The sequence below is a fragment of the Rhodococcus sp. NPDC056960 genome, assembly GCF_042674125.1.
GTDB lineage: Bacteria > Actinomycetota > Actinomycetes > Mycobacteriales > Mycobacteriaceae > Rhodococcus_F.
In genome coordinates this window covers 1-22,002 of the sequence record NZ_JBHURF010000052.1, presented here as the reverse complement: position 1 = coordinate 22,002, position 22,002 = coordinate 1, and the positions used below count along the sequence as shown (strand labels likewise).

Here is a 22,002-nt window from a genome sequence, read left to right as displayed (position 1 = left end):
CGTCCTGGGGAAATGGTGGCGGGAGTACACGTAGTGGTCGACGGCGACGGACCACCCGTCGTCCTCTGCGGCGGCCTCGGCGGCAACTGGTTCGACTGGGACGAGGTGGTCGATCTGCTGTCCGGGACCAGCCTCGTCGTGCGGATCGACCGACCCGGGTACGGACTCAGCCCATCCTCCGGCGAGCGGCCGTCCGCCCGGGGCGAGGCCGTAAGAATCGCCGCCGTTCTCGACGCCCTGGACGTGAACACCCCGGCCGTGGTGGTCGGCCACTCCCTCGGCGGCATCTACGCCGAGGCCTTCGCCCGGTTGTACCCGGAGCGCACCGCCGGCGTGATCCTCCTCGACGCCACCGTCACGACCCGGCCGCACCGGGTGATCCCGACGCGGTGGCGCGTCGGCGCGGGTCGCCGGGTGGCCCGATTCGCGAGCCGGGTGGGCCTGCAACGACGGCTCGGACCCACGGTGCGTCGGATCCTGAACCACTCGACGCCCCCGGACGGGATCGCGCCGGACATCCGGCGCTGGGTCGAACGGATCTACCGCGAGCCCGCATACCTCGAATCCTCGATCGTCGAGAACGCGTCGTATCCGGCGCTGGCCCAGGAACTGGCCGCGCTCCGCGAGACCACGGCGCTGACGGCACCCGTCGTCGTCGCGGCCGCGCACACCGGACGCCCCACGCCGTGGGGCTCGGCATGGATCCGCACGCAGCGACAGTTCGCGGAGTTCCTGGGCGCCGCGTTCCGGGTGGTGTCCCCCGCCCATCACCACGCGATGATCGATCAGCCCGGCCAGATCGCGACCCTCGCGCGGGAGCTGGCAAGCTGATCGATGTGCAACTGCTACTGATCCGCCACGCGCTGCCCGAACTCGTCACTGCGTCCGACGGGCGCGCGGACCCGGCACTGACGGAAGAAGGTCACGCCCAGGCCAAGCGCCTGCCCGCGGCGCTGGCCCCGTACCGCATCGCCCGGATCGTGAGCAGCCCGCAACGACGCGCGCTGGAAACGGCCGCGCCGGTCGCGGAGGCACTCAACCTTCCCGTCACCGAGTACGTCGGGCTCGCGGAGTACGACTACGACCTCGACCACTACATCCCGTTCCACGAGGCGGAGGCCCGGGCGCCGGAGGCGTTCGCCCGCATCCGCGCCGGCGAGTTCCCGAAGTCCGTCGACGCCGACGCCTTCCGCGCCCGTGTGTTCGAGTCGCTCGGCCGCGTCGTCGACGAATCCGGCCACGAGGACACCGTCGCGGTATTCGCGCACGGCGGTGTCATCAACGTATTCCTGCAGGACCTGCTCGGCCTCGACCGGCCGCTCGTGTTCCCGATCGAGTACGTGTCCGTGACCCGTGTGCTCGTCTCCCGCAGCGGTGAACGGCGGGTGGCGTCGGTCAACGAGACCGGTCACGTCCGGGACATGCTGCGCCGATGAGCCGTCGCTAGAGACCGGGAATCCGCGGCAACGGGGGCAGGGGCGGAGGCGGAGGGAGTGTCGGCAGCTGGATCTGCGGCAGCCCCGGAATGAGGGGGCGCGGCGCGGGGGCAGGTGCGGGAGCGGGTTCCGGCGCGCTCACCTCCTGCTGGGACGCGTCCGGGACCGACACCGCTGCCGACGGCCGCAGCGTCGCCGCCGATGGCAGCGCGGATGACGGCGACACGTCGACGTAGCTCGGCTGCGTGGCGACGGGGCGTGCGTCACCGTCGGAACCCTGCATAAGACTGCCGCCGACCCCGAGGCCGAGACCGATCACGGCGACGACGGCCAACGCACCGCCGGCCAGCACACCACCCCGGCGCACGGGCCGGGCGGATGTCGCGGACGTTCCCGAGTGCTCCTGCGCCAGCAGCGCGGCGCCCTCGGCGGCCACCAGTTCGGGTTGCGCGGGCACGATCACCGGTAGTGCGAGCCACGATTCCATCAACGAGGCGACCAGCGGGATGTGTGCGCCGCCCCCGATCAACACGACCGCGTCGGGACTGCACCCGGACGACGCGATCACCTCCCGGGCCAGGCGCGCGGACGCCTCGACGGGACGCACGATGAGCGATTCGAGAACGTCCTGCGACAGCAGGAGCAGACCACCGTCACCAGGAACGCAGACCGCGGTGTTGGTGGACAATTCCTCCTTGGCGCGGCGACACCGGGCGGCGAGCGCCGACTCCCCGGCCTCGTCGGCAGGCGCCGCGATGCGTTTGCCCTCGAGTTGATGGTCGCGGATCAACCGATCGACGAGGTCGCCGCCGATCTCGTCCGTGCGGGACGACCCGAACACCGTTCCGCTTTCCCGGTCGACCACGGTGACCGTGAGGCCGGAACTGCCCAGGTCGTACAGCAGGAGCGTCGCGTGGTCGCCGAGTTCCCCGGAGGCCTCGAGCATCCAGAGCGCGGCCGTCACCTCGGGAACCAGCCGGCAGTCGGCGATCGCGGCCTCCACGGCAGCGGCCTGAGCCGGATCCCGGTACGCGATGCCGATGGTCTGTACGTCGTCGTCGGCGGCGTTCTCGGCAATCACCGTGTCGACGGAATCGGCGACCACATCCTCCGGCCGCTCGCGTGCCGGATCGACGGGAAATGTCCGGACGGCGGGCCCCCGGTCGTCCGGATACGCCACCCGCACCGCGCTGGCGCCTACCGATACACCGAGGACTGAAACCATGGGCTAACTATAACGGTTTGATCACGAACGGCGAGTTGGACCCTCACTGATTCCGGCGCCGTTATATAAGCGCGGTGGTCAGAGCCCTGGTATCCGGGGCAACTCCGGCACGGGGAGCGGCGCGGGCGGCGGAATCGTCGGCAGCTGAAACTGCGGCAGACCCGGAATGAGCGGTGCGGGTTCCGGTGTCGTCGTCGGAGCCGACGTATCGGACGGAACAGCGCCCGTGCCGGGCACCACGGGCGCCTGAGCCGGACTCTGCGTCTGCGTCTGCGTCTGCGCCTGCGTCCGTGACTGATACGTGCTGCGCACCTCGGTCTGCGGCGGGATCACCGGCTGCTCCGCGACCGCGGACGGAACGGAATCCGCGGACGGGGGCACGTCCGCGGTGGTCGTCGGCGGGGCGGGCGCTGCGCGCTGCACGCTCGGCGCCTGCGTGGCCTGCTGCGTCGCGGCCGGCTGCGCCTCCTCGTCCGAACCCAGGAGGTCGGTGCCGACCCCGATTCCGAGACCGAGCCCGATCGCGGCGACCACGGCCACGGCACTGCCGGCGAGGACGAAGCCACGGCGGCGCCGGGCCGGGGGCGCCTCGTCCGCCGGCGACTCCGTCCAGGATTCGGCGTCCGGCTGGGGCCACGGCTGCGCATCGAACTCTTCGTCGGGCAGCAGCGGCGCCGCCGCGCCGACGAACTCCTCGGACATCGGGCGGGCCAGCAGGGCCGCGCCCTCGGCGGCCACCAGCTCGGGTTGCGCGGGCACGATCACGGGAAGGTCGAGCCACGATTCCATCACCGAGGTGACCAGCGGAATATGCGCGCCACCACCGATCAGCACCGCGGCGTCGGGGACGCGGCCGGAGCGGCGAATGACCTCACGGGTCAGGCGCGCCGACGTTTCGACGGGACTGGCGATGAGCGAGTCGAAACCGTCCTGGGTCAGGAGGAGGAGCCCGCCCTCACCCGGCATGCACACCGCGCCGTGAGTGGACAGCTGCTCCTTCGCGTCGCGGCACCGCGCGGCGAGCGCGAGGGCGGCCGCCGCATCGGCGGGGTGAGCGAAGCGCTGCAATTCGAGTTGGTTGTCGCAGATCAGTCGATCGACGAGGTCTCCGCTGATCTGATCCGACCGTGCCGAGCTCAGCACCATGCCGGTGTCCCGGTCGACCACGGTGACGGTGAGACCCGAACTGCCGAGGTCGTAGAACACGAGCGTCGCGTGGTCGCCGAGTTCGCCGGACATCTCGAGCATCTGGAGCGCGGCCGTGACCTCGGGGACCAACTGGAAGTTGCCGATCTGCAGCCGGGCCATCGCGGCCTGCACGGCACCGGCCTGCGCCTCGTCCTGGTACGCGACGCCGATGGCCTGCACCTCGTCGACCTCGTCGCGCTCGGCGAGCACCGTCCCGATCGATTCGGCGGCCAGCTCCTCCGGCCGTTCGAGTGTTGCGGTCACCGACCGCGATTCGAAGATCGGCGTGTCGAGGCTCACGGCGTCGTGGCGCGCGAAGCGCACCGCGCTGGCGCCTACCGATACACCGAGAACTGAAGTCATGACGCAGACTATAACGGTTCGGTCACAGGTCGCGCTCACGAAGCAGACCGCGCGGCACGTCAGGCGCTTTTCGCTCGTTCTCGCCTGACGCACATCGGGTTCCCGCCCGCGCCGTTCGCGCCGATCAGGCCGCCGTCAGGCGGTTCCCGCAGTGCCGTCGAAATGTGCGTCACACCACTGCAGGGTTCGCGCCCATCCGTCCCGTGCGGCCGCCTCGTTGTACACCGCGGGCCGGTCGTCGCAGTGGAAGCCGTGCTCGGCCTCGGGATAGCGAACGATCTCGGTGTCCACGGAGGCGCTGGCGACCGCGGCGCGGAGTTCCTCGACGTCCTCCGGCGGAATTCCCTTGTCCCGGTCACCGAACAGGCCGAGCCACGGCGTCGCGAGCCGGCCTGCGACGTCGAGTTGCGGCGGGTAGCCGAAGCGTCCCTTCGCGATGCCGCCGCCGTAGAAACTCACTGCCGCGCCGAGGTCGAGTCGCGTCGCCGTGTGGAACACGACCGTCCCGCCCATACAGAACCCGACGATCGCGGTGTTCCGCGGGGCGATCGAGGCCGCCGACAGAGCCGCGACGGCCCCGTCGACGTCCTCGTCGATGTTCGCGGCCGTGAGCTCACCCATCAGCGGCATCGCCGCCTGCAGGTCGTCGTAGCCCAGCACCGGATCTCCGCTGCGGTGGAACAGGTGCGGCGCGACGGCGTGATATCCGGCCGCGGCGAAACGACGGCAGACGTCGACGATGTGCTCGGTGACGCCGAACGCCTCCTGGATGACGACGACGCCCCCGCGGACGGGACCTTCAGGGGTGATGCTCGTGAGTGGTGTGGTCACGAACGCCGACTCTAGGAAACCGGCTTCAGCGTGTGGATCGCCGGTGCCCCGGCGAGGTGCTCACCGAACGTGCCGAGCGCGGCCTGGAAGTGCGGCGACTTCATGTGCGCGTCGAGCGCGTCCTGACCGGTCCACACCTCCACGGTGACGAAGGTTCCCGCGACGGCGGTGGATTCGAACACCTCGTACGAGATGCAGCCCTCTTCGTTTCGGCTCTCCGCCCCCAGCGCGGCCAGCCCGTCGCGGACGGTGTCCTCGGAGCCGGGCTTGGCAGGAATGGTCGCTACGACATGCAGATCGGACATCGACTCCCTTTCGTGGACGCCACCTCGTGTGGCCCGTCTCACGTAAGCACAGTTGGGTCGGCTAGGAAACCCGAAGCCGCGTCAAATAATCGGCGACCGTCGGTTCGTCCCAGCCGTGCGCCTCCCGGAGACCGTCCGCGATGGTCGCGAGATAGGCGGGTGCGGGCGCGTTCCGGGCGACGACGTCACCGCGGGCCCGGGTGGTGAACGTGCACATGAGGACGCCGGCGCGGGACCCGAGCGTGACCAGACGGTCGTAGCAGGCGGGTTCCTGTCCGTGGATGTCCTCGAACTGTTCCTGCGTCACCAGGAACGCGCGGGCGGCGACGGTGCCGGGCGCGTCCGGATCGTAGAAGGCGCGGCCGCCACCCCAGATCCGCGACTCTCCCGCGAAGAACACCGAGCCCGGGATCTCCACCGGCATCGACTCACGAGGAGCGCTGCCGTCGCGGGCGCCGGTGTGCACGAGGTTGCCCCCGGCGGGGCGACCGCCGCGGAGATAGCAGGTCAGACGCGTCGTCGCCATGTTCGATCCATAGCTGACGTACCAGATCAGCACACGATCGACCGTACTCGGACAAGATGGTCACATGAGTCTTCTCGGCGAAGTCAGAGGTTGGCGCAGCGGTACCCGGAAGCATCACCGCCTCCGGGATCTCGACGGCACCCTCGTCGTCGTCACCGGCGGGGGCAGCGGGATCGGCCGCGAGACGGCGCTGGCGTTCGCGTCGGAAGGCGCCGTCGTGGTGATCGCCGACCGCGACCTCGAATCGGCCCAGCAGACCGCGGACCTCATCAACTCCGCGCAGATGAAGGGCGGCGGCGCCGTCGCCATCTTCGGCGGCGGCTCCCACGCCTACCAGGTGGATGTCGCGGTGGAGGACGAGGTGCAACGCTTCGCGGAGAAGGTGCAGTCCGAGCACGGCACCCCCGACGTCGTGGTGAACAACGCCGGGATCGGATACTCGGGCACGTTCACGAAGACCCCGCAGAAGGACTTCGAGCGAGTGATGGACGTCAACTTCTGGGGTGTCGTCTACGGCTCCCGGGCATTCTCGCAGCAGATGATCGACCGCGGGATCGGCGGCCACATCGTCAACCTGTCGTCCGCGGCCGCGTTCACTCCGCAGAAGCAACTCACTGCGTATGCGACAAGTAAAGCCGCCGTGTTCATGCTGTCGGACTGTCTCCGCGCGGAATTGGTGAATCACGGCATCGGCGTCAGCGCCATCTGTCCCGGGCTGGTCCACACCAACATCGTCCAGGCCACCGACTTCGCCGGAACCACACCGGAGGAGCAGGCGAAGAAGCGGAACCGGGCCGACAAGCTATACCGCAGAAGAGGTTTCACCCCGGATCGGGTGGCGACGCAGATCGTGAAGGCGGTCAAGTCCAACAAGGCCGTCGTTCCCGTCACGCCCGAGGCGAAGGTCGGGCGCGCACTGAGCCGCCTCGCCCCGGGCAGCATGCGGCTCGGCGCCCGCTTCGATCTCGGCTGATCCGGAGCGTCAGGGGGTGGAGGCCTGCACCCGGCCGGTGTGGGCCTCCATGCTGCGGTAGACACCGAGCCGGTCGGCAAGACGATCCCAGGCGCGTACCAGCAGCACGGCCTTCGCCACCCGCGACAGATACAGCGACCGCGGCAGGATCAGCAGCGGCTTGCCCCGGGTCATCGCCCGCCACGACCGGGCCGTGACAACGTCCGGGCTGAGGATCGGGGCGAACAGCGGACTCTTCACGCCGTCGAACATCCCGGTGGAGATGTAACTCGGGCACACGGTGGTCACCTTCACGTGACCGTGCCCGGCCTGGACCAACTCGAGTCGCAGCGAATCGCTCCAGCCCAGGGCAGCCCACTTCGATGCCGCGTACACGGCCATTCTCGGCGTCGCCACCGTCCCGGCGGCCGAGGCGATGTTCAGGATGCGGCACTCCCGGCCGCGGTCCTCGATCATCGAGGGCAGGAATTCGTTGGTCACGTACATCGGCGCGAGCGTGTTGACGTCCATCACGAATTTCGTGTCGGACTCGTGGTCGTGTTCCCAGAAGTACTTGCCGCGCACCACACCGGCGTTGTTGATCAGCACGTCGGGTCGACCGTACGCACCGAGCACCTCGGCGGCCGCCGCGCGGACGGAGTCGACGTCGACCACCTGCGCGTTGACGGTGCACCCGGTGTCGCGCAGTTCCTGTGCCGTGCGGTCGAGGGCGTCGGCGTCGATGTCCCACAACACCACCGCCCGCGCGTGGTCGGCGGCGGCGAGCCGGGCGAACAGACGTCCCATCCCCATCGCCGCGCCGGTGATCAGGACCGTCTTGCCCGCAACCGAGAATCCCACGTCATGCTTTCCTTCGGTCGGCGCCTGCCGGGTCGGCGGGCTCGTAGTAGAGGGTTTCGATCCGGTCCTTCAACGCGACCTGGGCGCGTCGCAGGGCCTGCCACACCACCGGCGCGGCCACCCCGCCGAGGAGTTGTCCGGCAGGTCGGCCGGACGAGTGAACGCGGAAGTCGACGGTGAGTTCCGTTTCGTCCGCGCTGAGGGCGGCGAATGTCCAGACCGATTCGTGCACTCCGTGATCCAGTTCGACGACGAGACGGCGACCCGGGTCCGACGCGGTGATGCGGGCGCGGGACGGCAGCGGCACCGGAACCACAACCGTCTCCGGGTCGCTGAGGTACTCGAACGCCATCGGGGGCGGAACGACGATCACCGTGATGCTGCGCAACCCGATCGTCGAACGCCCAGACCGGCGGGGGCCGGACAGGCAGAGCTGAATGGACAAGGCGGTGTTCCCAACGTGTCGGCGTCCGAGCTGCAGAGTGTGTGGTACATCGATGTACCGCATACTGCCGACGCTATACGGAAACGCCGCGACAGGGAAGACTACGATTCGTTTCGATGACGAACCCCCAGCAAGACACCGGCGACGGGCGCGCTGCCCGTTGGCGCGGGCAACGCGAGAAGCGGCGCTCGGAGTTCGTCGAACGGGCTCTCGTCGCCATCGCCGACGAAGGTCCCGACGTGTCGGTCGCGACGATGGCCGTCTACGCCGAGGTCGCGCGCACCCGCATCTACCGCCACTTCGACGACAGCACCGACCTCAAGAACGCCGTCGCCCGGCGGATCGCCGCGATGATGCTGATCGAATACGCCCCCGTGATCACCACCGAGGGCACGCCGCACACGATCCTCACCCGGGCCGCGCGCACGCATCTCGACTGGCTCACCGAACACGCCAACCTGTACCGCTACCTGATGTCGTTCTCGCCGGCCACCGAGGAGGTGCGGCGGGCCATCAGCACCGCGGTCGCCGACATGCTCCACCCGTATCTGGACGCGCTCGGCGCCCCCGCCACGGCGACACCGCTGGCGACGGCTCTGATCGGGATGGTGGAGTCGGTGTCCGCGGAGTGGATCGAACGACCGGGCGGTACCGACGCCGGAGCGCTGACCGAGCAGCTGGCCGCGTGGGCGTGGGCGCTGGTCGACACCACCATGCGCAGCCGCGGGGCCGCCCTCGACCCCGACAGTCCCCTACCGGCCCCCGACGCCCTCCGCAGGTGAGTGGGAAAGCGTGCCGGAACACACATTGCCACTCACGTGCGGGACCAGCGGGTCAGATACTCGCGCTCGGCGGCGGTGATCCGGCGTAGCCGCTGCGCCTCGACGTCCGCGACGGCCATCTGAGTGGTCGCCGTGACCGCGGGCGGGTCGGTCAGCGCGGCACCCGCACCCCGGACCTCGTAACCGATGGTGAAGTCGACGGCGCGATGCTTGGCGATCCACATCGTGACCCGAAGCGGGCTGTCGGAATGCCGCAATTGCGCCCGGTACTTCACCTGGATGTCGGCGATGAACGCGCTCGTGATGAGCGTCGAATTCTCGCTGCCCTCGCTGAGCAGCCAGTCGATCCGGGCCTCTTCGAGCAACGTCACCATCCGCGCGTGGTTGATGTGCTGGAAGGCGTCCATGTCGGACCACCGGACGGTCACGAAGGCGTCGTAGCCGACGAAGGCGGCAGGGGTGTCGGTCACGATGGACATCATCCCCTGCCGCCTTCGGTGGAACTCACGCGATATCGCGCAACCAGTTCCTCAGCCAGGTCGTGGCGGGCGTGCCCGATCCGTCGACCGCGTAGCTGGTGTAATCCTGGTGCGCCTGCGACTTGTAGAACTGCTCGAGTTCGTCGATGCGCTTCTCGTTCGACTGCTCGTCCAGCTGAGCCATCAGCGTGGGCACACCGCCGACCGCGAGGAGATCGTTCCAGATCGCGAGGGCCTCTTCCTGGTACCGGCCGAACAGCGACGGCGTGGGATCCGACGTCTGCGCGAGGAAACCGGCGAACCGTGTCACGAAGTCGTCCTTGGGCGTCGAGCAGTACAGGTCGCCGTACGCGCAGAACGTGCGCGTGTTCTGGCTGACCCAGCCGAACCCACCGATGCGGGGACCACCGGCGCCGCTGCCGGCGACGGGCGGCCCGACGAGGGCGTCGGTCGGCGACCGCCGCGGATCGGAGACGAGTCCGACGGCGGCGATCTTGTCGGCGGGGACGACACCGAGTCCGGTGCCGATCTCCGCGGCGAGATCACCCGCGGCGTCGGCGCCCTGGCTGTAGCCGATGATCGACAGCTTCGTGTCGGGGCACTGCTGCACCATCGACGACAGCATGCCCTTGGCATTGGTGACCGCCTGCGCCTTCGAGCGCCCGTACACGTCGGACTCCCACGGGAACGCGGTCGCCGCGTAGGTGACGTAATCCGTGCGGATCGACGACGGCAGACCGTTCGTCACCGCGGACAGCAGACCCGGAGTGGGCCTGACATTCTCCTTGGTGGACGTTTCCCACGTTCCCGGAATCGCGACCACGTACAGGCTCGGGCATGGCGCTGCGTTCGCTACTGCGCTCGTGCCCACAACTCCCGATGCCACCGGGATGGCCGCCGCAGCAGCCACTGCGGTCAAGAATGCGATAACCCGTCTCATTGCCATGGCCTCAACCCTGTTCTCCCCTTGTCGTTCTGCAGACGGGATGCTGCCAGAACGACGTGACCTAAAGATGCACGATCGGTAAATGAACGTTACCGACCGAACGTGACCTCCGCACGATAAACCGACACCCCGGTAGGAAAACCTACCGGGGTGCGGATTGTACGAGCAGTTACAGCTACCGCTGCGGGGCGGTGGTGGTCTCGATCGGAGACGGCAGAGCCGACGTTCCTTCGAGGTACGCATCCACCGCGGCGGCCGCGGAACGACCCTCGGCGATGGCCCACACGATCAGCGACTGACCACGTCCCATGTCGCCGGCCACGAAGACTCCGTCGACGTTGGTGGCCCACTTCGCGGAGCGGGCGACGTTGCCGCGCTCGTTGAGGTCGACGCCGAGATCGGTGAGCAGGCCCGGCTTCTCGGGTCCGACGAAGCCCATCGCCAGCAGCACGAGGTCGGCCTCGAGCTCGAAGTCCGAGCCCTCGACCTTCTCGAAGCGGCCCGACTTCATCTCGACCTCGTGGGCCTTCAGAGCGGTCACCTTGCCGTCGGCGCCGACGAACCGTTCCGTGTTCACGGAGAACAGGCGTTCCCCGCCCTCCTCGTGCGCGGACGCGACCCGGTACATCAGCGGGTACGTCGGCCACGGGGTGTGCTCGGCGCGGGTCTCGGGAGGTCTCGGCATGATCTCGAACTGGTGAACGCTCTCGGCGCCCTGACGGTGCGAGGTGCCGAGGCAGTCCGCGCCGGTGTCGCCGCCGCCGATGATGACGACCTTCTTGCCCTCCGCGGTGATGGTCGGCTTCTCCAGGTCACCGAGCTGCACGCGGTTGGCGATCGGCAGGAACTCCATCGCCTGATGGATACCGTCCAGGTCACGGCCGGGGATCGGCAGGTCGCGGGCCTCGGTGGCACCGCCGGCCAGGACCACGGCGTCGAACTGCTCGCGCAGTGCGTCCGCGGTGATGTCGACGCCCACGTTCACACCGGTCTTGAAGACGGTGCCCTCGGAGTTCATCTGGTCGAGGCGACGGTCGATGTGCCGCTTCTCCATCTTGAACTCGGGGATGCCGTACCGCAGGAGCCCGCCGATGCGATCAGCCCGCTCGAACACGGTGACCATGTGGCCCGCGCGGGTCAGCTGCTGCGCTGCAGCGAGACCTGCGGGACCGGAACCGACGACGGCGACCTTCTTGCCCGTCGACCGGGTGGGGTGCACCGGCTTGACCCAGCCTTCGTCGAAGGCACGGTCGATGAGCTCGACCTCGACCTGCTTGATGGTGACGGGGTCCTGGTTGATGCCCAGGACGCACGACGCCTCACACGGTGCGGGGCACAGCCGCCCGGTGAACTCCGGGAAGTTGTTGGTGGCGTGCAGACGCTCGATGCCGTCGTGCCACCGGTCCTTGTACACCAGGTCGTTCCACTCGGGAATCAGGTTCCCGAGGGGACAGCCGTTGTGGCAGAACGGGATACCGCAGTCCATGCACCGACTGGCCTGAGACTTCAGGGTGTCCGACGAGAACTCCTCGTACACCTCGTTCCAGTCGAGCAGGCGCAACGGCACCGGTCGGCGAACCGGAAGTTCGCGCGACGTGTGCTTCAGGAAGCCGCTTGGATCACCCACGAGCTGCCTCCATCACTGCCTCGTCCACGTTCTTTCCATCCTTCTTCGCGGCCTCGATGGCCAAGAGCACCTTCTTGTAATCGCGGGGCATCACCTTCGCGAAGTGATTGACCTGCTGCGACCAGTCGGAGAGGATGCGCGTCGCAACCTCGGAGCCCGTCTCGTCGCGGTGACGCTCGATGGCGGCCTTCAGCCAGGTGAAATCGTCACCCGTCAGGTCCTCGAGATCCACCAGTTCCGTGTTGAGGTTGTCCTCGAACACCTTGTCCGGGTTGTAGACGTACGCGACACCACCGGACATGCCGGCACCGAAGTTACGTCCCGTCGCACCGAGGATGACGACCTTTCCGCCGGTCATGTACTCGCAACCGTGGTCGCCGACTCCCTCGACCACCGCGGTGGCACCGGAGTTACGGACCGCGAATCGCTCGCCCACGACACCGCGGAGCAGCGCCTCACCGCTCGTGGCACCGAACAGGATCACGTTGCCGCCGATGATGTTGTCCTCGGCGACGAACCCGGGCGCGGTCTCCAGCGGCGGACGCACCACGAGGCGACCACCGGACAGTCCCTTGCCGACGAAGTCGTTGGCGTCGCCGTGCAGGCGCAGGGTCATGCCCTTGGGAACGAACGCACCGAAGCTGTTACCGGCCGAACCGGTGAACGTGATGTCGATGGTGTCGTCCGGCAGGCCCTCGCCGCCGTACGCCTTCGTCACCTCGTGACCGAGCATGGTGCCGACCGTGCGGTTGACGTTGGTGATCGGCGACTCGAACGTGACCTTGGTGCCCTTGTCGAGAGCGTTGCGGCTCTGCACGATCAGCTGCTGATCGAGCGCCTTGTCGAGGCCGTGGTCCTGGGTGCCCGTGCAGTACAGGTCCTGGTCCATGAACGCCGACTCGGTCTCGTGCAGGATCGGCGACAGGTCGAGGTTGCCGGCCTTGCTGCCCTTCCAATGCTCGAGCGCCTTCGTGGTGTCGAGGACGTCCACCTGCCCGACGGCCTCGTCGAGGGTGCGGAAGCCGAGCTCGGCGAGGAGCTCGCGCACCTCTTCGGCGATGAAGAGGAAGAAGTTCTCCACGAATTCCGGCTTACCGGTGAACCGCTTGCGCAGCACCGGGTTCTGCGTCGCGACACCCACGGGGCAGGTGTCGAGGTGACAGACCCGCATCATGATGCAACCCGACACCACCAGCGGAGCGGTCGCGAAACCGAACTCCTCGCCACCGAGCAGCGCGGCGACCATGACGTCGCGGCCGGTCTTGAGCTGGCCGTCCACCTGCACGACGATGCGGTCGCGCAGACCGTTGAGCAGCAGCGTCTGCTGGGTCTCGGCGAGGCCGAGCTCCCACGGGGCACCCGCGTGCTTCATCGACGTCAGCGGGGTGGCACCGGTGCCACCGTCGTGGCCGGAGATCAGCACGACGTCCGCGTGTGCCTTGGACACACCGGCGGCGACGGTGCCGACGCCGACCTCGGACACCAGCTTCACGTGGATCCGGGCCTGCGGGTTGGCGTTCTTCAGGTCGTGGATCAGCTGCGCGAGATCCTCGATCGAGTAGATGTCGTGGTGCGGCGGGGGCGAGATCAGCCCGACGCCGGGAGTGGAGTGCCGGACCTCGGCCACCCACGGGTACACCTTGTGCGCCGGCAGCTGGCCGCCCTCACCGGGCTTTGCTCCCTGCGCCATCTTGATCTGGATGTCGGTGCAGTTGGTCAGGTAGTGCGACGTGACACCGAAGCGTCCCGAAGCGACCTGCTTGATCGCGGACCGACGCCAGTCGCCGTTCTCGTCCGGGGTGAACCGGGCCGGGTTCTCGCCGCCCTCACCGGAGTTGGAGCGACCGCCGAGGCGGTTCATGGCGATGGCGAGGGTCTCGTGCGCCTCGGCCGAGATGGAGCCGTAGCTCATCGCACCGGTCGAGAAGCGCTTGACGATCTCGGTTGCGGGCTCGACCTCGTCCAGCGGGACGGGCTCGCGCACGCCCTTCTTGAACTCGAACAGGCCGCGCAGCGCCGCGAGGCGCTCGGACTGGTCGTCGACCAGCTTCGTGTACTCCTTGAACACCTCGTACTGCCCGGTGCGCGTCGAGTGCTGCAGCTTGAACACCGTGTCCGGGTTGAACAGGTGGTACTCGCCCTCACGACGCCACTGGTACTCGCCGCCCACCTCGAGCTCGCGGTGCGCGCGCTCCTCGGGACGGTCCAGGTACGCGTTGGCGTGCCGAACCGCGACGTCTGCGGCGATCTGGTCGAGACCGATGCCGCCGAGGCTCGAGTTCAGACCGGTGAAGTACTCGTCCACGAGGTCCTGCGACAGGCCGATGACCTGGAACAGCTGGGCGCCGGTGTAGGACGCCAAGGTGGAGATGCCCATCTTGGACATCACCTTGAGCACACCCTTGCCTGCGGCCTTGATGTAGTTCTGGATGGCCTTGTCGAGCGAGACACCCTGCAACTCGTTGTTGCGGACGGCCTCGTCGACGGTCTCGAACGCCATGTACGGGTTGACCGCCGCCGCACCGAACCCGATGAGGAGCGCCATGTGGTGCACCTCGCGGGCGTCGCCGGACTCCACGATGAGTCCGACCTTCGTGCGGGTCTTCTCGCGCACCAGGTGGTGGTGCACGGCCGACGTCAGCAGCAGCGACGGGATGGGCGCGTACGTCTCGTTCGACTCACGGTCGGACAGGACGACGAGGCGCGCACCGCCGGCGATGGCCTCCGACACCTGGTAGCGGACGTCGTCGAGGGCCTTGCGCAGGCCCGCTCCGCCCTCGGCGACCGGGTAGAGACCGCGGACGATGACGCTGCGGAAGTTCGGGAATTCGCCGTCGTCGTTGACGTGAATGAGCTTCGACAGGTCGTCGTTGTGCAGGATCGGCTGCGGCAGGAAGATCTGCCGGCAGGACTCCGCGGTGGGGTGCAGCAGGTCGTGCTCGGGACCGATGGTGCCGCCGAGGCTGGTGACGACCTCCTCGCGGATGGCGTCGAGCGGCGGGTTCGTGACCTGCGCGAACAGCTGCGAGAAGTAGTCGAACAGCATGCGCGACCGCGACGACAGCACAGCGATCGGGGTGTCGGTACCCATGGACCCGAGGGCCTCGGCGCCGGAGATCGCCATCGGCTTGACGAGGAGGTTGACCTCTTCGTTGGTGTACCCGAACATCTGCTGACGCAGGACGACGCGCTCGTGCGACATGTACGTGTACGGGCGGTCCGGCAGGTCGTTCATGTGGGTCAGCCCCTGGTCGAGCCACTCCTGGTAGGGGTGCTCGGCGGCCAGTTCCGACTTGATCTCGTCGTCGCTGATGATGCGACCCTCGGCGGTGTCGACGAGGAACATGCGGCCGGGCTGCAGCCGGATCTTCTTCACGACGGTCGCCGGGTCGATCGGCAGGACGCCGACCTCGGAGGCCATGACGACGAGGCCGTCTTCGGTCACCCAGAGGCGCGAGGGGCGCAGGCCGTTGCGGTCGAGGACGGCGCCGATGACGGTGCCGTCGGTGAAGCACACCGACGCCGGTCCGTCCCACGGCTCCATCAGCGACGAGTGGTACTGGTAGAACGCCCGGCGGGCGGGGTCCATGCTCTCGTGCCGTTCCCAGGCTTCCGGGATCATCATCAGCACGGCGTGCGGCAGGCTGCGGCCACCGAGGTGCAGCATCTCGAGCACCTCGTCGAACCGCGCGGTGTCGCTGGCGCCCTTCGTGCAGACCGGGAAAATCTTTTCCAGCTGGCTGCGCCGATCCTTGCCGGGCCCAACCTCTCCGGCCACACCGAAGATGTCGCTGTCGATGAGCGCCTCACGGGCGCGCATCCAGTTCTCGTTGCCGGTGACGGTGTTGATCTCGCCGTTGTGGGCCACGCGCCGGAACGGGTGGGCCAGCGGCCACGACGGGAACGTGTTGGTGGAGAAGCGCGAGTGCACCAGGCCGAGGGCCGACTCGACGCGCTCGTCCTGCAGGTCCAGGTAGAAACCTCTGAGCTGCGGGGTGGTGAGCATGCCCTTGTAGACGAACGTCTGGCTCGACAGGCTCGGGAAGTACACGGTCTCGCGACCGGGACCGTCCTTGCCGGCGCCTTCGCTGCCCAGCTCGTGCTCGGTGCGCTTGCGGACGACGTAGGCGCGGCGCTCGAGGTCGAGTCCGGTGAGGGCGTCGTTCTCGCTGCCGATGAAGATCTGGCGGAACGTCGGCATCGCGTCGCGGGCCAGGGCGCCGAGCGACGAGTCGTCGGTCGCGACCTCACGCCAGCCGAGGACCTTCAGGCCCTCGCTCTCGACGATCTTCTCGACGGCGTCGGCGGCGCGCTGCGCGTCGGCCTTGCTCTGCGGCAGAAACGCGATGCCGGTGGCGTAGGTGCCTGCTGCGGGCAGCGGGAAGTCGACCACGGCGCGGAAGAACTTGTCCGGGACCTGGAGGAGGATGCCGGCACCGTCACCCGTGTTGGGTTCGGAGCCCGCGGCCCCACGGTGCTCGAGGTTCACCAGAGCGGTGATCGCCTTCTCGACGATGTCCCTGCTGCGGCGGCCCTTCATGTCCACGACGAACGCGACACCACAGGAATCGTGCTCGTTCGACGGGTGATACAGCCCCTGGGGGCCTGGAAGTTGCTTCATACCTAGCCTTCGTATGCCAAAAGATGCACCGACGACCAGCAGCGCTGATGGCCATCAACTTGCAATACAGGTGCCGTCACGACGTGCTCGGCACCACCGATCGGCTATCGCCCTTTGCAGCACGCTGGGTGTGGTCCTCGCACCAGGCGACGTGGCTTTTCGGTCGGGTCGGACTTTCGTGGGTCCAACGTGTAACGAAAACGATAATTCAGAACCCCCGACGAAACACAACTTAGGTTGGCCTATTTACCCTCTGAACTGGGCATTGTCGAGGGCGGACCTCGTCCGACTGCACTGAGTACATGTTAAGTGAGCGCGCCGAGCACCGCTGTAATTCCCGAAGTCGGATCGAAATCGAGATCTGGGACGGTGAGTTGATGAAGGATCACACCGTCCAGGTAGTCGGTGACGACGACGGCGTCGGCGGCGGGATTTCTCGATCCCACGGCTCCCAGCATGTCCGCACCCCATTCCACCAGGGCGCGGCGCGCATCACCGATCTTCTCGTCGAGGCCCGGCGTCACCGAGGCCTCCACGAACAGTGCGTAGCGCGCGCTGGTGCGGGTCCGGTCGGGACCAGTGGAAAATCTCACGTAGGCGACCAGCGCCTCGACCAGTGCGTCCGCGCTGTCGGGCCGGAGGTGCGCGAACGTCTGCCAGTCCTCCCGGTCGCGTTCGGCGAGGCGGGCGACGATCCCGTCGAGGAGCGCCCCCCGACTGCGGAAGTAGTTGGACGTGGATCCCTGCGGCATTCCGGCCAGGTCGTCGACCCCGCGATGCGTGAGGGCACGCATGCCCTTCGTGCCGAGAAGCGCGATGGCCGCGTCGAGCACCTGCTCCCGTTTTCCCGACATCCCTCGACACTACAACGGTAGTAATTTCACTACAGGCGTAGTACGGTCGGAGTCATGGCCCACTCCGCAGCAGTCCTCGGCGGCGGCATCGGCGGACTCGCCGTCGCCCGCTACCTGTCCCGCGCCGGCTGGCACGTCGAGGTCTTCGAGCGCGCCGACAGCCTGCCCGCCTCCGGCACCGCGCTCGGGATGTGGCCGCAGGCCCTCGACGCACTGGACGCGATCGGCGCCGGCGACCCGTTGCGCGCACGGGGATCGGCCCAGCACCGCGGCTCGTTCCTGCGCCCCGACGGCTCCGTCATCGGCACCATCGACAACCGCGATCGCACCGCCTACCTGCTCTCGCGCCCGGCTCTACTGGCCACACTCGCCGAGACGCTGCCCGACGGAACGATCTCGTTCGGCACGCCCGCACCCACCCTCGACACGCTGACCGACCGCGACGTCGTCATCGGTGCGGACGGTCTGCGCAGCCCCACCCGCCGGCAACTGTTCGGCGACACATTCGAGCCCGTATATATAGGTGCGACCGCGTGGCGCGGCTGGGTGCCCGGTCGTCGCGACACCGTCAGCGAAACCTGGGACAGAGACGCACTTTTCGGCATCACACCGCGCGACGGCGACCTCGTCAACTGGTTCGCGTGCGTCCGCGCCGACGCCGGGCACCCCGGCGGCCTCGACTACCTGCGGTCACGATTCGGGAACTGGCACGCCGACGTCCGGGCCGTCCTGGAGGCCGCCACTCCCGGGGCGCTGCTCCACCACGACCTGTACGAGTCCCCCGCACTCCCCTCCTACGTGTCGGGCAACACGGCCCTCCTCGGCGACGCCGCGCACGCGATGGCACCGAACCTCGGCCGGGGTGCCTGCGAGGCTCTCGTCGACGCGGTCACTCTCGGCCGACTCCTTACCTCCGGCAATGACATTCACTCGGCACTGCTCCGCTACGACCGCGCACGGCGGCCCGCCACCCGCCGGCTGGTGCGCGGATCGCGCGTCATGTCCTCCCTCGCGATGACCGGCCGCCTCCGCCCGCTGCGCGACCTGACGCTCAAGGTGGCCGCCGGCCTGGCCTGACCGGAATCCGGGCGCGCGGGAACGCCTGACCGTCTGGTACTTTGCCGCGGTAGGGGGACGAAAAAGAACCGGGGGCGGTTATGGGGGCGGTGAACGACGGCTGCGGCAGTGTGCCGGCAGCACGGGCGTATCTCATCGGGGGGACATCACATCCACCTCGTCGGTGGACACATTCTGCTGTGCTCGCTTCTCTCTTTCGGTGCCTCTGATCTGCATCACTCCTGCTTTTGCGCCATCAGCACCAGTCCGTTCGATCACCTGTCCGTTCGACTTCAGGAGTTCCGACTCGAGAATCCGCATGCACGCTCTGGCAGCCGCGATTTCGGTGTCCGCCGCCGCACTGCTCGGTGCCGCGACGGCACACGCTGCGCCGACCACGCCGCCGTCGACATCGCAGCCGGGCGTCACCGACCCCTCGGCCGCCCCCACCACGTCGCAGCCCGGCGTGACCGTCCCGACGACGCCGTCCACCCCGCCCAGCACGTCGCAGCCGGGCGTCACCGAGCCGGCGGCTCCGGCCCCGACCACGCCCCCTCCCCCGCAGGCTCCGTTGGCGGTCCCGGGCGGCGAGGCGGCTGGGCCTGCTGCTCCAGACCTGGCGCTGGACGTCCCGGCGCCGGCGACCGAGGAAGTCGTCGCCGAGGAACAGTCCGCCCAGCCCGCGACCGTGTGGATCGACCCCGACGACATGCCGAGGGCGCACCAGGCACCCGTCGCCCCCGCCCTGCCCGTGCCGAAGCCGGTGGTCGAGGTGAACGCTGCCGCCGACACCCTGGTCGGGGCGGTGCCGGTGGCCGTCAACGGTCGCCAGTACGGCAACCCCGAGGGCTACGGCGGCACCATCGGCTGGCGGCTCGGTGAGGCAACCAGCACCGCGGGCATCGCCGTCGACCCGTCCTCGCCGACGGCCGCGACCGTCTCCACGTTCTCGGCCGACTCCAACGCCGAGCACCCGACGAACTGGTCTGCGCCCGTCGACGTCACACCCGTCGCCGCCGCGATCTCGGCTGCGGCCGACCGGTACCCGGCCTTCGGACAGCTGGTCGAGACGGTCGCGTCGCTGCCCGCACCGCAGCTCCCGCAACTGCAATCGACCGACAGCGGTCCCGCATCCACCACGATCGGCGGCGTCAATGTACGCAGCCAGGCAACGCTGCACGTGTGATCCGATTCCCTCGCGTGGAGCCCGCACGGGGTCGGCTCCACGCGAGGGAGCGAAGTGTGGAGGATTCAACCGTGACCGAACCGCCGAACAGGGCACCCCTCGACCGCTTCGCGCACTGGTTCCCACCCTTCGCGTCGGCGCCCGCACCGGGGTCGACTGTTCCCGCAGCGGAACCCGAGCAACCCGCCGCTCCGACATGGCTGAGCCCGGGCCACGAGAGCGCCTCGCCCGTGCGCGACGGTCGCGGCAGAGAGAAACTCGCCGTCGCCGGTGCCGCCGCCGCGGTGATCGCGGTCGTCGCCGGTGTGGTTGCCGTGTCCACCTCGCATTCCGGGGGATCCCCTGTCGCCAAAGCCGATTCGGGCTGGTGCGTCGAATCCTGCGACGGCGCGACCGTCGTCGGCAACGGCCCAGGCGGGACCTCCGACGGCGTCGCCGCGATCCTCGCGTTCGACCACGCCTACTACGCCGAACGCAGCGGCGCGAAGGCCCGCGAGGTGGTGGCCCCCGACGCGCCGGTCGGATCGGCCGACACGATCCAGGGCGGCATCGACTCGGTGCCGGCGGACACCGAGCACTGCCTCGCCATCACCGAGACCGAACCGGGCCGCTACGCGGTGACGCTGTCGGAACTGCGTCCGGACGGGTCGACCACCCGGTACGAGCAGGTCGTGACCACCGCCGAGCGCGACGGTCGCGCTTACATCACATCCATTGGAGACGCGAAGTGACCGATCTACTGCTGCAACCACTTCCGATGTCGACCCTTGTTCTCGGGGCGTGCGGAGGTGCCGGGGCCACCACGACGGCGCTCGGGCTCGCGAACACCGCGGCGGTGCGGGGCGGTGCGGTCGTGGCCGTGGACGCGACACCCGCCGGCGGCGACATCGCCGAACGCGGCGCCGACGCCGTGCTCTCCGTGAGCGGGCTGGAGCAGGTGGTGGCCGCCGGTCCCGTCGCGGACGACGTGTTCGACGGGTACTGCTCCCGCACGAGCGCCGGAACCCGCATCCTGAACCGCATCGGGACCTCCACCGCGGTTTCATCCGAATTCCACACTCTTGCAGCCTCACTGCGCGACCGTCAGGTGAGCGCCGTCCACGACCTGGGTCACCGGTTGCGCGCCGCCTACCTCGCGCCACTGCTGGCCACTCCGTCGCCCATCGTCCTCGTCGTGCCGTGCCGGGCAGACGCATTCAATCGCCTGCGCGCAGCATTGCAGTCGATCGGTGACACGCTCGGCGAACCCGGACTCGCCCGCACCGTCGTCACCGTGTCGAACCAGGACGCCACCGGATGGCAGGTGGACGTCGACCTGCTCCGCGGCTACCTGGGCGGACAGGTGTGGGGCATCGAAACCATCCCCTACGACGAACATCTGGGCATGGGCATCGTCATCGATCACGCGCGCCTGGCACCGCAGACCCGGGCGGCGTACGAGCGGGTGTCCGCGGCGGCGTCGGCGGTGGCCGAAGGTCGTCCGGAACGGGTCTGAGCGGGCGCGTCCAGTACCCTTCCGGCCGGGGAGGACACTCGACACCGGGGGGTGTCATGGGGAAACTGTCGGCGACTGCGGCGCGCTGCTCGCCGAAATGGACGCATTCCGTCAGGGTTTCGGCCAGCCGGCCCAGCTGACCGAGGCGCTCCGTTCGGCACTGCTTCTCGTTCCACTGACCGACGACGGCAGGCTGCTGACCAGTACGTTCGGCGGACTGAACTGGGTGTGCGCCTTCACCGGCGAACAGGAGTACGCGCGGTACCTCCTCGCCCGCGACGAACAGGGTGGGCCGTGCCGCTTCCACACGGTGTTCGGATGGCGGTTGCTCGACGTCCTCGTGCCGACGGTCCCCGGGCCGGCCGGGGTCGTCATCGACGTCGCCGGAGCCACCCCGAATCGCTGTCCGGACTCGGGACCGGCGAGACGGCGTCCGTCGGTCGCGGATTCTCCCTCCTCGCCCTCTCGCCGATTGGATAGCAAATGAACGACGAAATACCGCCCCATTCCACGCGCGAGATTGCACTGAATGCTTTCAATGCCTTGATTGATACACAGACGCAAGATGCGTGCCCTTCTCACAGCCGATTGATCAGGAACCTTGGGAAGATTGAAGTCCTAGACCGCGACCGACATGAACGTCGATGATCTCGTGTTCCGATCGTCGAACCGAGATGGATCGCGGGCCACATAAATCCTCACGGGTTTTGGTCAGATGCACCCACAATTCGGAAGTTGTCAACCTGTCTGAGACAGGTCGTGGTTGATATTGATTCCTGTCAATTGGGGTAGTTCCGGCGCTCGGGGGCGGCGACGGAACCGTT

Annotated in this window: 21 protein-coding genes; 9 read left to right on the top strand and 12 right to left on the bottom strand. The window is 68.5% G+C overall.

Annotated features, from left to right (window positions below):
* Nucleotides 1-12 precede the first annotated feature (12 nt).
* Both ACFTWF_RS42945 and ACFTWF_RS42940 read left to right on the top strand, forming a co-directional pair.
* Complete coding sequence (locus tag ACFTWF_RS42945; RefSeq protein WP_378467158.1) at nucleotides 13-831, top strand: alpha/beta fold hydrolase; 819 nt, start codon at nucleotides 13-15, stop codon at nucleotides 829-831.
* 5 nt (nucleotides 832-836) lie between these two features.
* Nucleotides 837-1,436: a histidine phosphatase family protein gene (locus ACFTWF_RS42940; RefSeq protein ID WP_378467148.1), complete on the top strand. Its 600-nt coding sequence runs from the start codon at nucleotides 837-839 to the stop codon at nucleotides 1,434-1,436.
* Nucleotides 1,437-1,443: 7 nt separating this feature from the next.
* Here ACFTWF_RS42940 and ACFTWF_RS42935 read toward each other — a convergent pair whose 3' ends face one another.
* The 5 genes from ACFTWF_RS42935 to ACFTWF_RS42915 all read right to left on the bottom strand — a co-directional run bounded on the left by ACFTWF_RS42935 (nucleotide 1,444) and on the right by ACFTWF_RS42915 (nucleotide 5,907).
* Nucleotides 1,444-2,661 carry an Hsp70 family protein gene (locus ACFTWF_RS42935; RefSeq protein ID WP_378467147.1) on the bottom strand — a complete coding sequence of 406 codons (1,218 nt, stop codon included), beginning with the start codon at nucleotides 2,659-2,661 and terminating at the stop codon, nucleotides 1,444-1,446.
* 78 nt (nucleotides 2,662-2,739) lie between these two features.
* On the bottom strand, nucleotides 2,740-4,212 hold the full coding sequence (locus ACFTWF_RS42930) for an Hsp70 family protein (RefSeq protein ID WP_378467146.1): 1,473 nt from the start codon (nucleotides 4,210-4,212) through the stop codon (nucleotides 2,740-2,742).
* Between the two features lie 135 nt (nucleotides 4,213-4,347).
* Nucleotides 4,348-5,043: a dienelactone hydrolase family protein gene (locus ACFTWF_RS42925; protein WP_378467145.1), complete on the bottom strand. Its 696-nt coding sequence runs from the start codon at nucleotides 5,041-5,043 to the stop codon at nucleotides 4,348-4,350.
* Between the two features lie 11 nt (nucleotides 5,044-5,054).
* Nucleotides 5,055-5,348, bottom strand: coding sequence for a putative quinol monooxygenase (locus tag ACFTWF_RS42920; RefSeq protein WP_378467144.1), 294 nt, complete (start codon nucleotides 5,346-5,348; stop codon nucleotides 5,055-5,057).
* A 61-nt stretch (nucleotides 5,349-5,409) separates the two neighbouring features.
* Nucleotides 5,410-5,907, bottom strand: a complete 498-nt coding sequence (locus tag ACFTWF_RS42915; RefSeq protein ID WP_378467143.1) for a hypothetical protein — start codon at nucleotides 5,905-5,907, stop codon at nucleotides 5,410-5,412.
* Between the two features lie 31 nt (nucleotides 5,908-5,938).
* Here ACFTWF_RS42915 and ACFTWF_RS42910 point away from each other — a divergent pair, with 31 nt between their 5' ends.
* Nucleotides 5,939-6,847, top strand: coding sequence for an SDR family NAD(P)-dependent oxidoreductase (locus ACFTWF_RS42910; RefSeq protein WP_378467142.1), 909 nt, complete (start codon nucleotides 5,939-5,941; stop codon nucleotides 6,845-6,847).
* Nucleotides 6,848-6,856: 9 nt separating this feature from the next.
* Here ACFTWF_RS42910 and ACFTWF_RS42905 read toward each other — a convergent pair whose 3' ends face one another.
* Together ACFTWF_RS42905 and ACFTWF_RS42900 are read right to left on the bottom strand one after the other, a co-directional pair.
* A complete protein-coding gene (locus ACFTWF_RS42905; RefSeq protein ID WP_378467141.1) occupies nucleotides 6,857-7,687 on the bottom strand; it encodes an SDR family NAD(P)-dependent oxidoreductase in 831 nt (276 codons plus the stop codon).
* A gap of 1 nt (nucleotide 7,688) precedes the next feature.
* The gene (locus ACFTWF_RS42900) at nucleotides 7,689-8,132 is read right to left on the bottom strand and encodes an SRPBCC family protein (RefSeq protein ID WP_378467140.1); all 444 of its coding nucleotides are present in this window, start codon (nucleotides 8,130-8,132) and stop codon (nucleotides 7,689-7,691) included.
* Nucleotides 8,133-8,248: 116 nt separating this feature from the next.
* On the opposite strand from ACFTWF_RS42900, the gene ACFTWF_RS42895 reads away from it, so the two are divergent.
* Nucleotides 8,249-8,914: a TetR/AcrR family transcriptional regulator gene (locus ACFTWF_RS42895; RefSeq protein WP_378467139.1), complete on the top strand. Its 666-nt coding sequence runs from the start codon at nucleotides 8,249-8,251 to the stop codon at nucleotides 8,912-8,914.
* A gap of 32 nt (nucleotides 8,915-8,946) precedes the next feature.
* Here the strand turns inward: ACFTWF_RS42895 and ACFTWF_RS42890 are convergent, their stop codons facing one another.
* From ACFTWF_RS42890 to ACFTWF_RS42870, 5 genes are all read right to left on the bottom strand, one after another.
* Nucleotides 8,947-9,396: an acyl-CoA thioesterase gene (locus ACFTWF_RS42890; RefSeq protein WP_378467138.1), complete on the bottom strand. Its 450-nt coding sequence runs from the start codon at nucleotides 9,394-9,396 to the stop codon at nucleotides 8,947-8,949.
* Nucleotides 9,397-9,418: 22 nt separating this feature from the next.
* Nucleotides 9,419-10,333, bottom strand: a complete 915-nt coding sequence (locus ACFTWF_RS42885) for a cutinase family protein (protein ID WP_378467137.1) — start codon at nucleotides 10,331-10,333, stop codon at nucleotides 9,419-9,421.
* A gap of 181 nt (nucleotides 10,334-10,514) precedes the next feature.
* Nucleotides 10,515-11,966 (bottom strand): glutamate synthase subunit beta, encoded by a 1,452-nt coding sequence (locus tag ACFTWF_RS42880; protein ID WP_378467136.1) that lies wholly within the window; start codon nucleotides 11,964-11,966, stop codon nucleotides 10,515-10,517.
* Nucleotides 11,959-16,587: a glutamate synthase large subunit gene (gene gltB, locus ACFTWF_RS42875; RefSeq protein WP_378467135.1), complete on the bottom strand. Its 4,629-nt coding sequence runs from the start codon at nucleotides 16,585-16,587 to the stop codon at nucleotides 11,959-11,961. Before gltB ends, ACFTWF_RS42880 begins: the two co-directional genes overlap by 8 nt.
* A 305-nt stretch (nucleotides 16,588-16,892) precedes the next feature.
* Nucleotides 16,893-17,441, bottom strand: coding sequence for a TetR/AcrR family transcriptional regulator (locus ACFTWF_RS42870; protein ID WP_378467134.1), 549 nt, complete (start codon nucleotides 17,439-17,441; stop codon nucleotides 16,893-16,895).
* A 54-nt stretch (nucleotides 17,442-17,495) separates the two neighbouring features.
* Between ACFTWF_RS42870 and ACFTWF_RS42865 the strand changes: the two genes are divergently transcribed.
* From ACFTWF_RS42865 to ACFTWF_RS42845, 5 genes are all read left to right on the top strand, one after another.
* A complete protein-coding gene (locus ACFTWF_RS42865) occupies nucleotides 17,496-18,518 on the top strand; it encodes an FAD-dependent oxidoreductase (protein ID WP_378467133.1) in 1,023 nt (340 codons plus the stop codon).
* A 298-nt stretch (nucleotides 18,519-18,816) separates the two neighbouring features.
* Entirely contained in the window at nucleotides 18,817-19,683 is an 867-nt protein-coding gene (locus ACFTWF_RS42860) for a glycoprotein (RefSeq protein WP_378467132.1), read from the top strand.
* Nucleotides 19,684-19,754: 71 nt separating this feature from the next.
* On the top strand, nucleotides 19,755-20,414 hold the full coding sequence (locus ACFTWF_RS42855) for a hypothetical protein (RefSeq protein WP_378467131.1): 660 nt from the start codon (nucleotides 19,755-19,757) through the stop codon (nucleotides 20,412-20,414).
* Nucleotides 20,411-21,178, top strand: a complete 768-nt coding sequence (locus ACFTWF_RS42850) for a hypothetical protein (RefSeq protein WP_378467130.1) — start codon at nucleotides 20,411-20,413, stop codon at nucleotides 21,176-21,178. Before ACFTWF_RS42855 ends, ACFTWF_RS42850 begins: the two co-directional genes overlap by 4 nt.
* Nucleotides 21,179-21,275: 97 nt before the next feature.
* A complete protein-coding gene (locus ACFTWF_RS42845; RefSeq protein WP_378467129.1) occupies nucleotides 21,276-21,665 on the top strand; it encodes a hypothetical protein in 390 nt (129 codons plus the stop codon).
* Nucleotides 21,666-22,002 lie beyond the last annotated feature (337 nt).

Coding starts and splice junctions, on each gene's coding strand:
- ACFTWF_RS42945 (WP_378467158.1), top strand. CDS start 13: ATGGTGGCGGGAGTACACGTAGTGGTCGACGGCGACGGACCACCCGTC.
- ACFTWF_RS42935 (WP_378467147.1), bottom strand. CDS start 2,661: ATGGTTTCAGTCCTCGGTGTATCGGTAGGCGCCAGCGCGGTGCGGGTG.
- ACFTWF_RS42930 (WP_378467146.1), bottom strand. CDS start 4,212: ATGACTTCAGTTCTCGGTGTATCGGTAGGCGCCAGCGCGGTGCGCTTC.
- ACFTWF_RS42920 (WP_378467144.1), bottom strand. CDS start 5,348: ATGTCCGATCTGCATGTCGTAGCGACCATTCCTGCCAAGCCCGGCTCC.
- ACFTWF_RS42910 (WP_378467142.1), top strand. CDS start 5,939: ATGAGTCTTCTCGGCGAAGTCAGAGGTTGGCGCAGCGGTACCCGGAAG.
- ACFTWF_RS42895 (WP_378467139.1), top strand. CDS start 8,249: ATGACGAACCCCCAGCAAGACACCGGCGACGGGCGCGCTGCCCGTTGG.
- ACFTWF_RS42890 (WP_378467138.1), bottom strand. CDS start 9,396: ATGATGTCCATCGTGACCGACACCCCTGCCGCCTTCGTCGGCTACGAC.
- ACFTWF_RS42885 (WP_378467137.1), bottom strand. CDS start 10,333: ATGAGACGGGTTATCGCATTCTTGACCGCAGTGGCTGCTGCGGCGGCC.
- gltB (WP_378467135.1), bottom strand. CDS start 16,587: ATGAAGCAACTTCCAGGCCCCCAGGGGCTGTATCACCCGTCGAACGAG.
- ACFTWF_RS42870 (WP_378467134.1), bottom strand. CDS start 17,441: ATGTCGGGAAAACGGGAGCAGGTGCTCGACGCGGCCATCGCGCTTCTC.
- ACFTWF_RS42865 (WP_378467133.1), top strand. CDS start 17,496: ATGGCCCACTCCGCAGCAGTCCTCGGCGGCGGCATCGGCGGACTCGCC.
- ACFTWF_RS42860 (WP_378467132.1), top strand. CDS start 18,817: ATGCACGCTCTGGCAGCCGCGATTTCGGTGTCCGCCGCCGCACTGCTC.
- ACFTWF_RS42845 (WP_378467129.1), top strand. CDS start 21,276: ATGGACGCATTCCGTCAGGGTTTCGGCCAGCCGGCCCAGCTGACCGAG.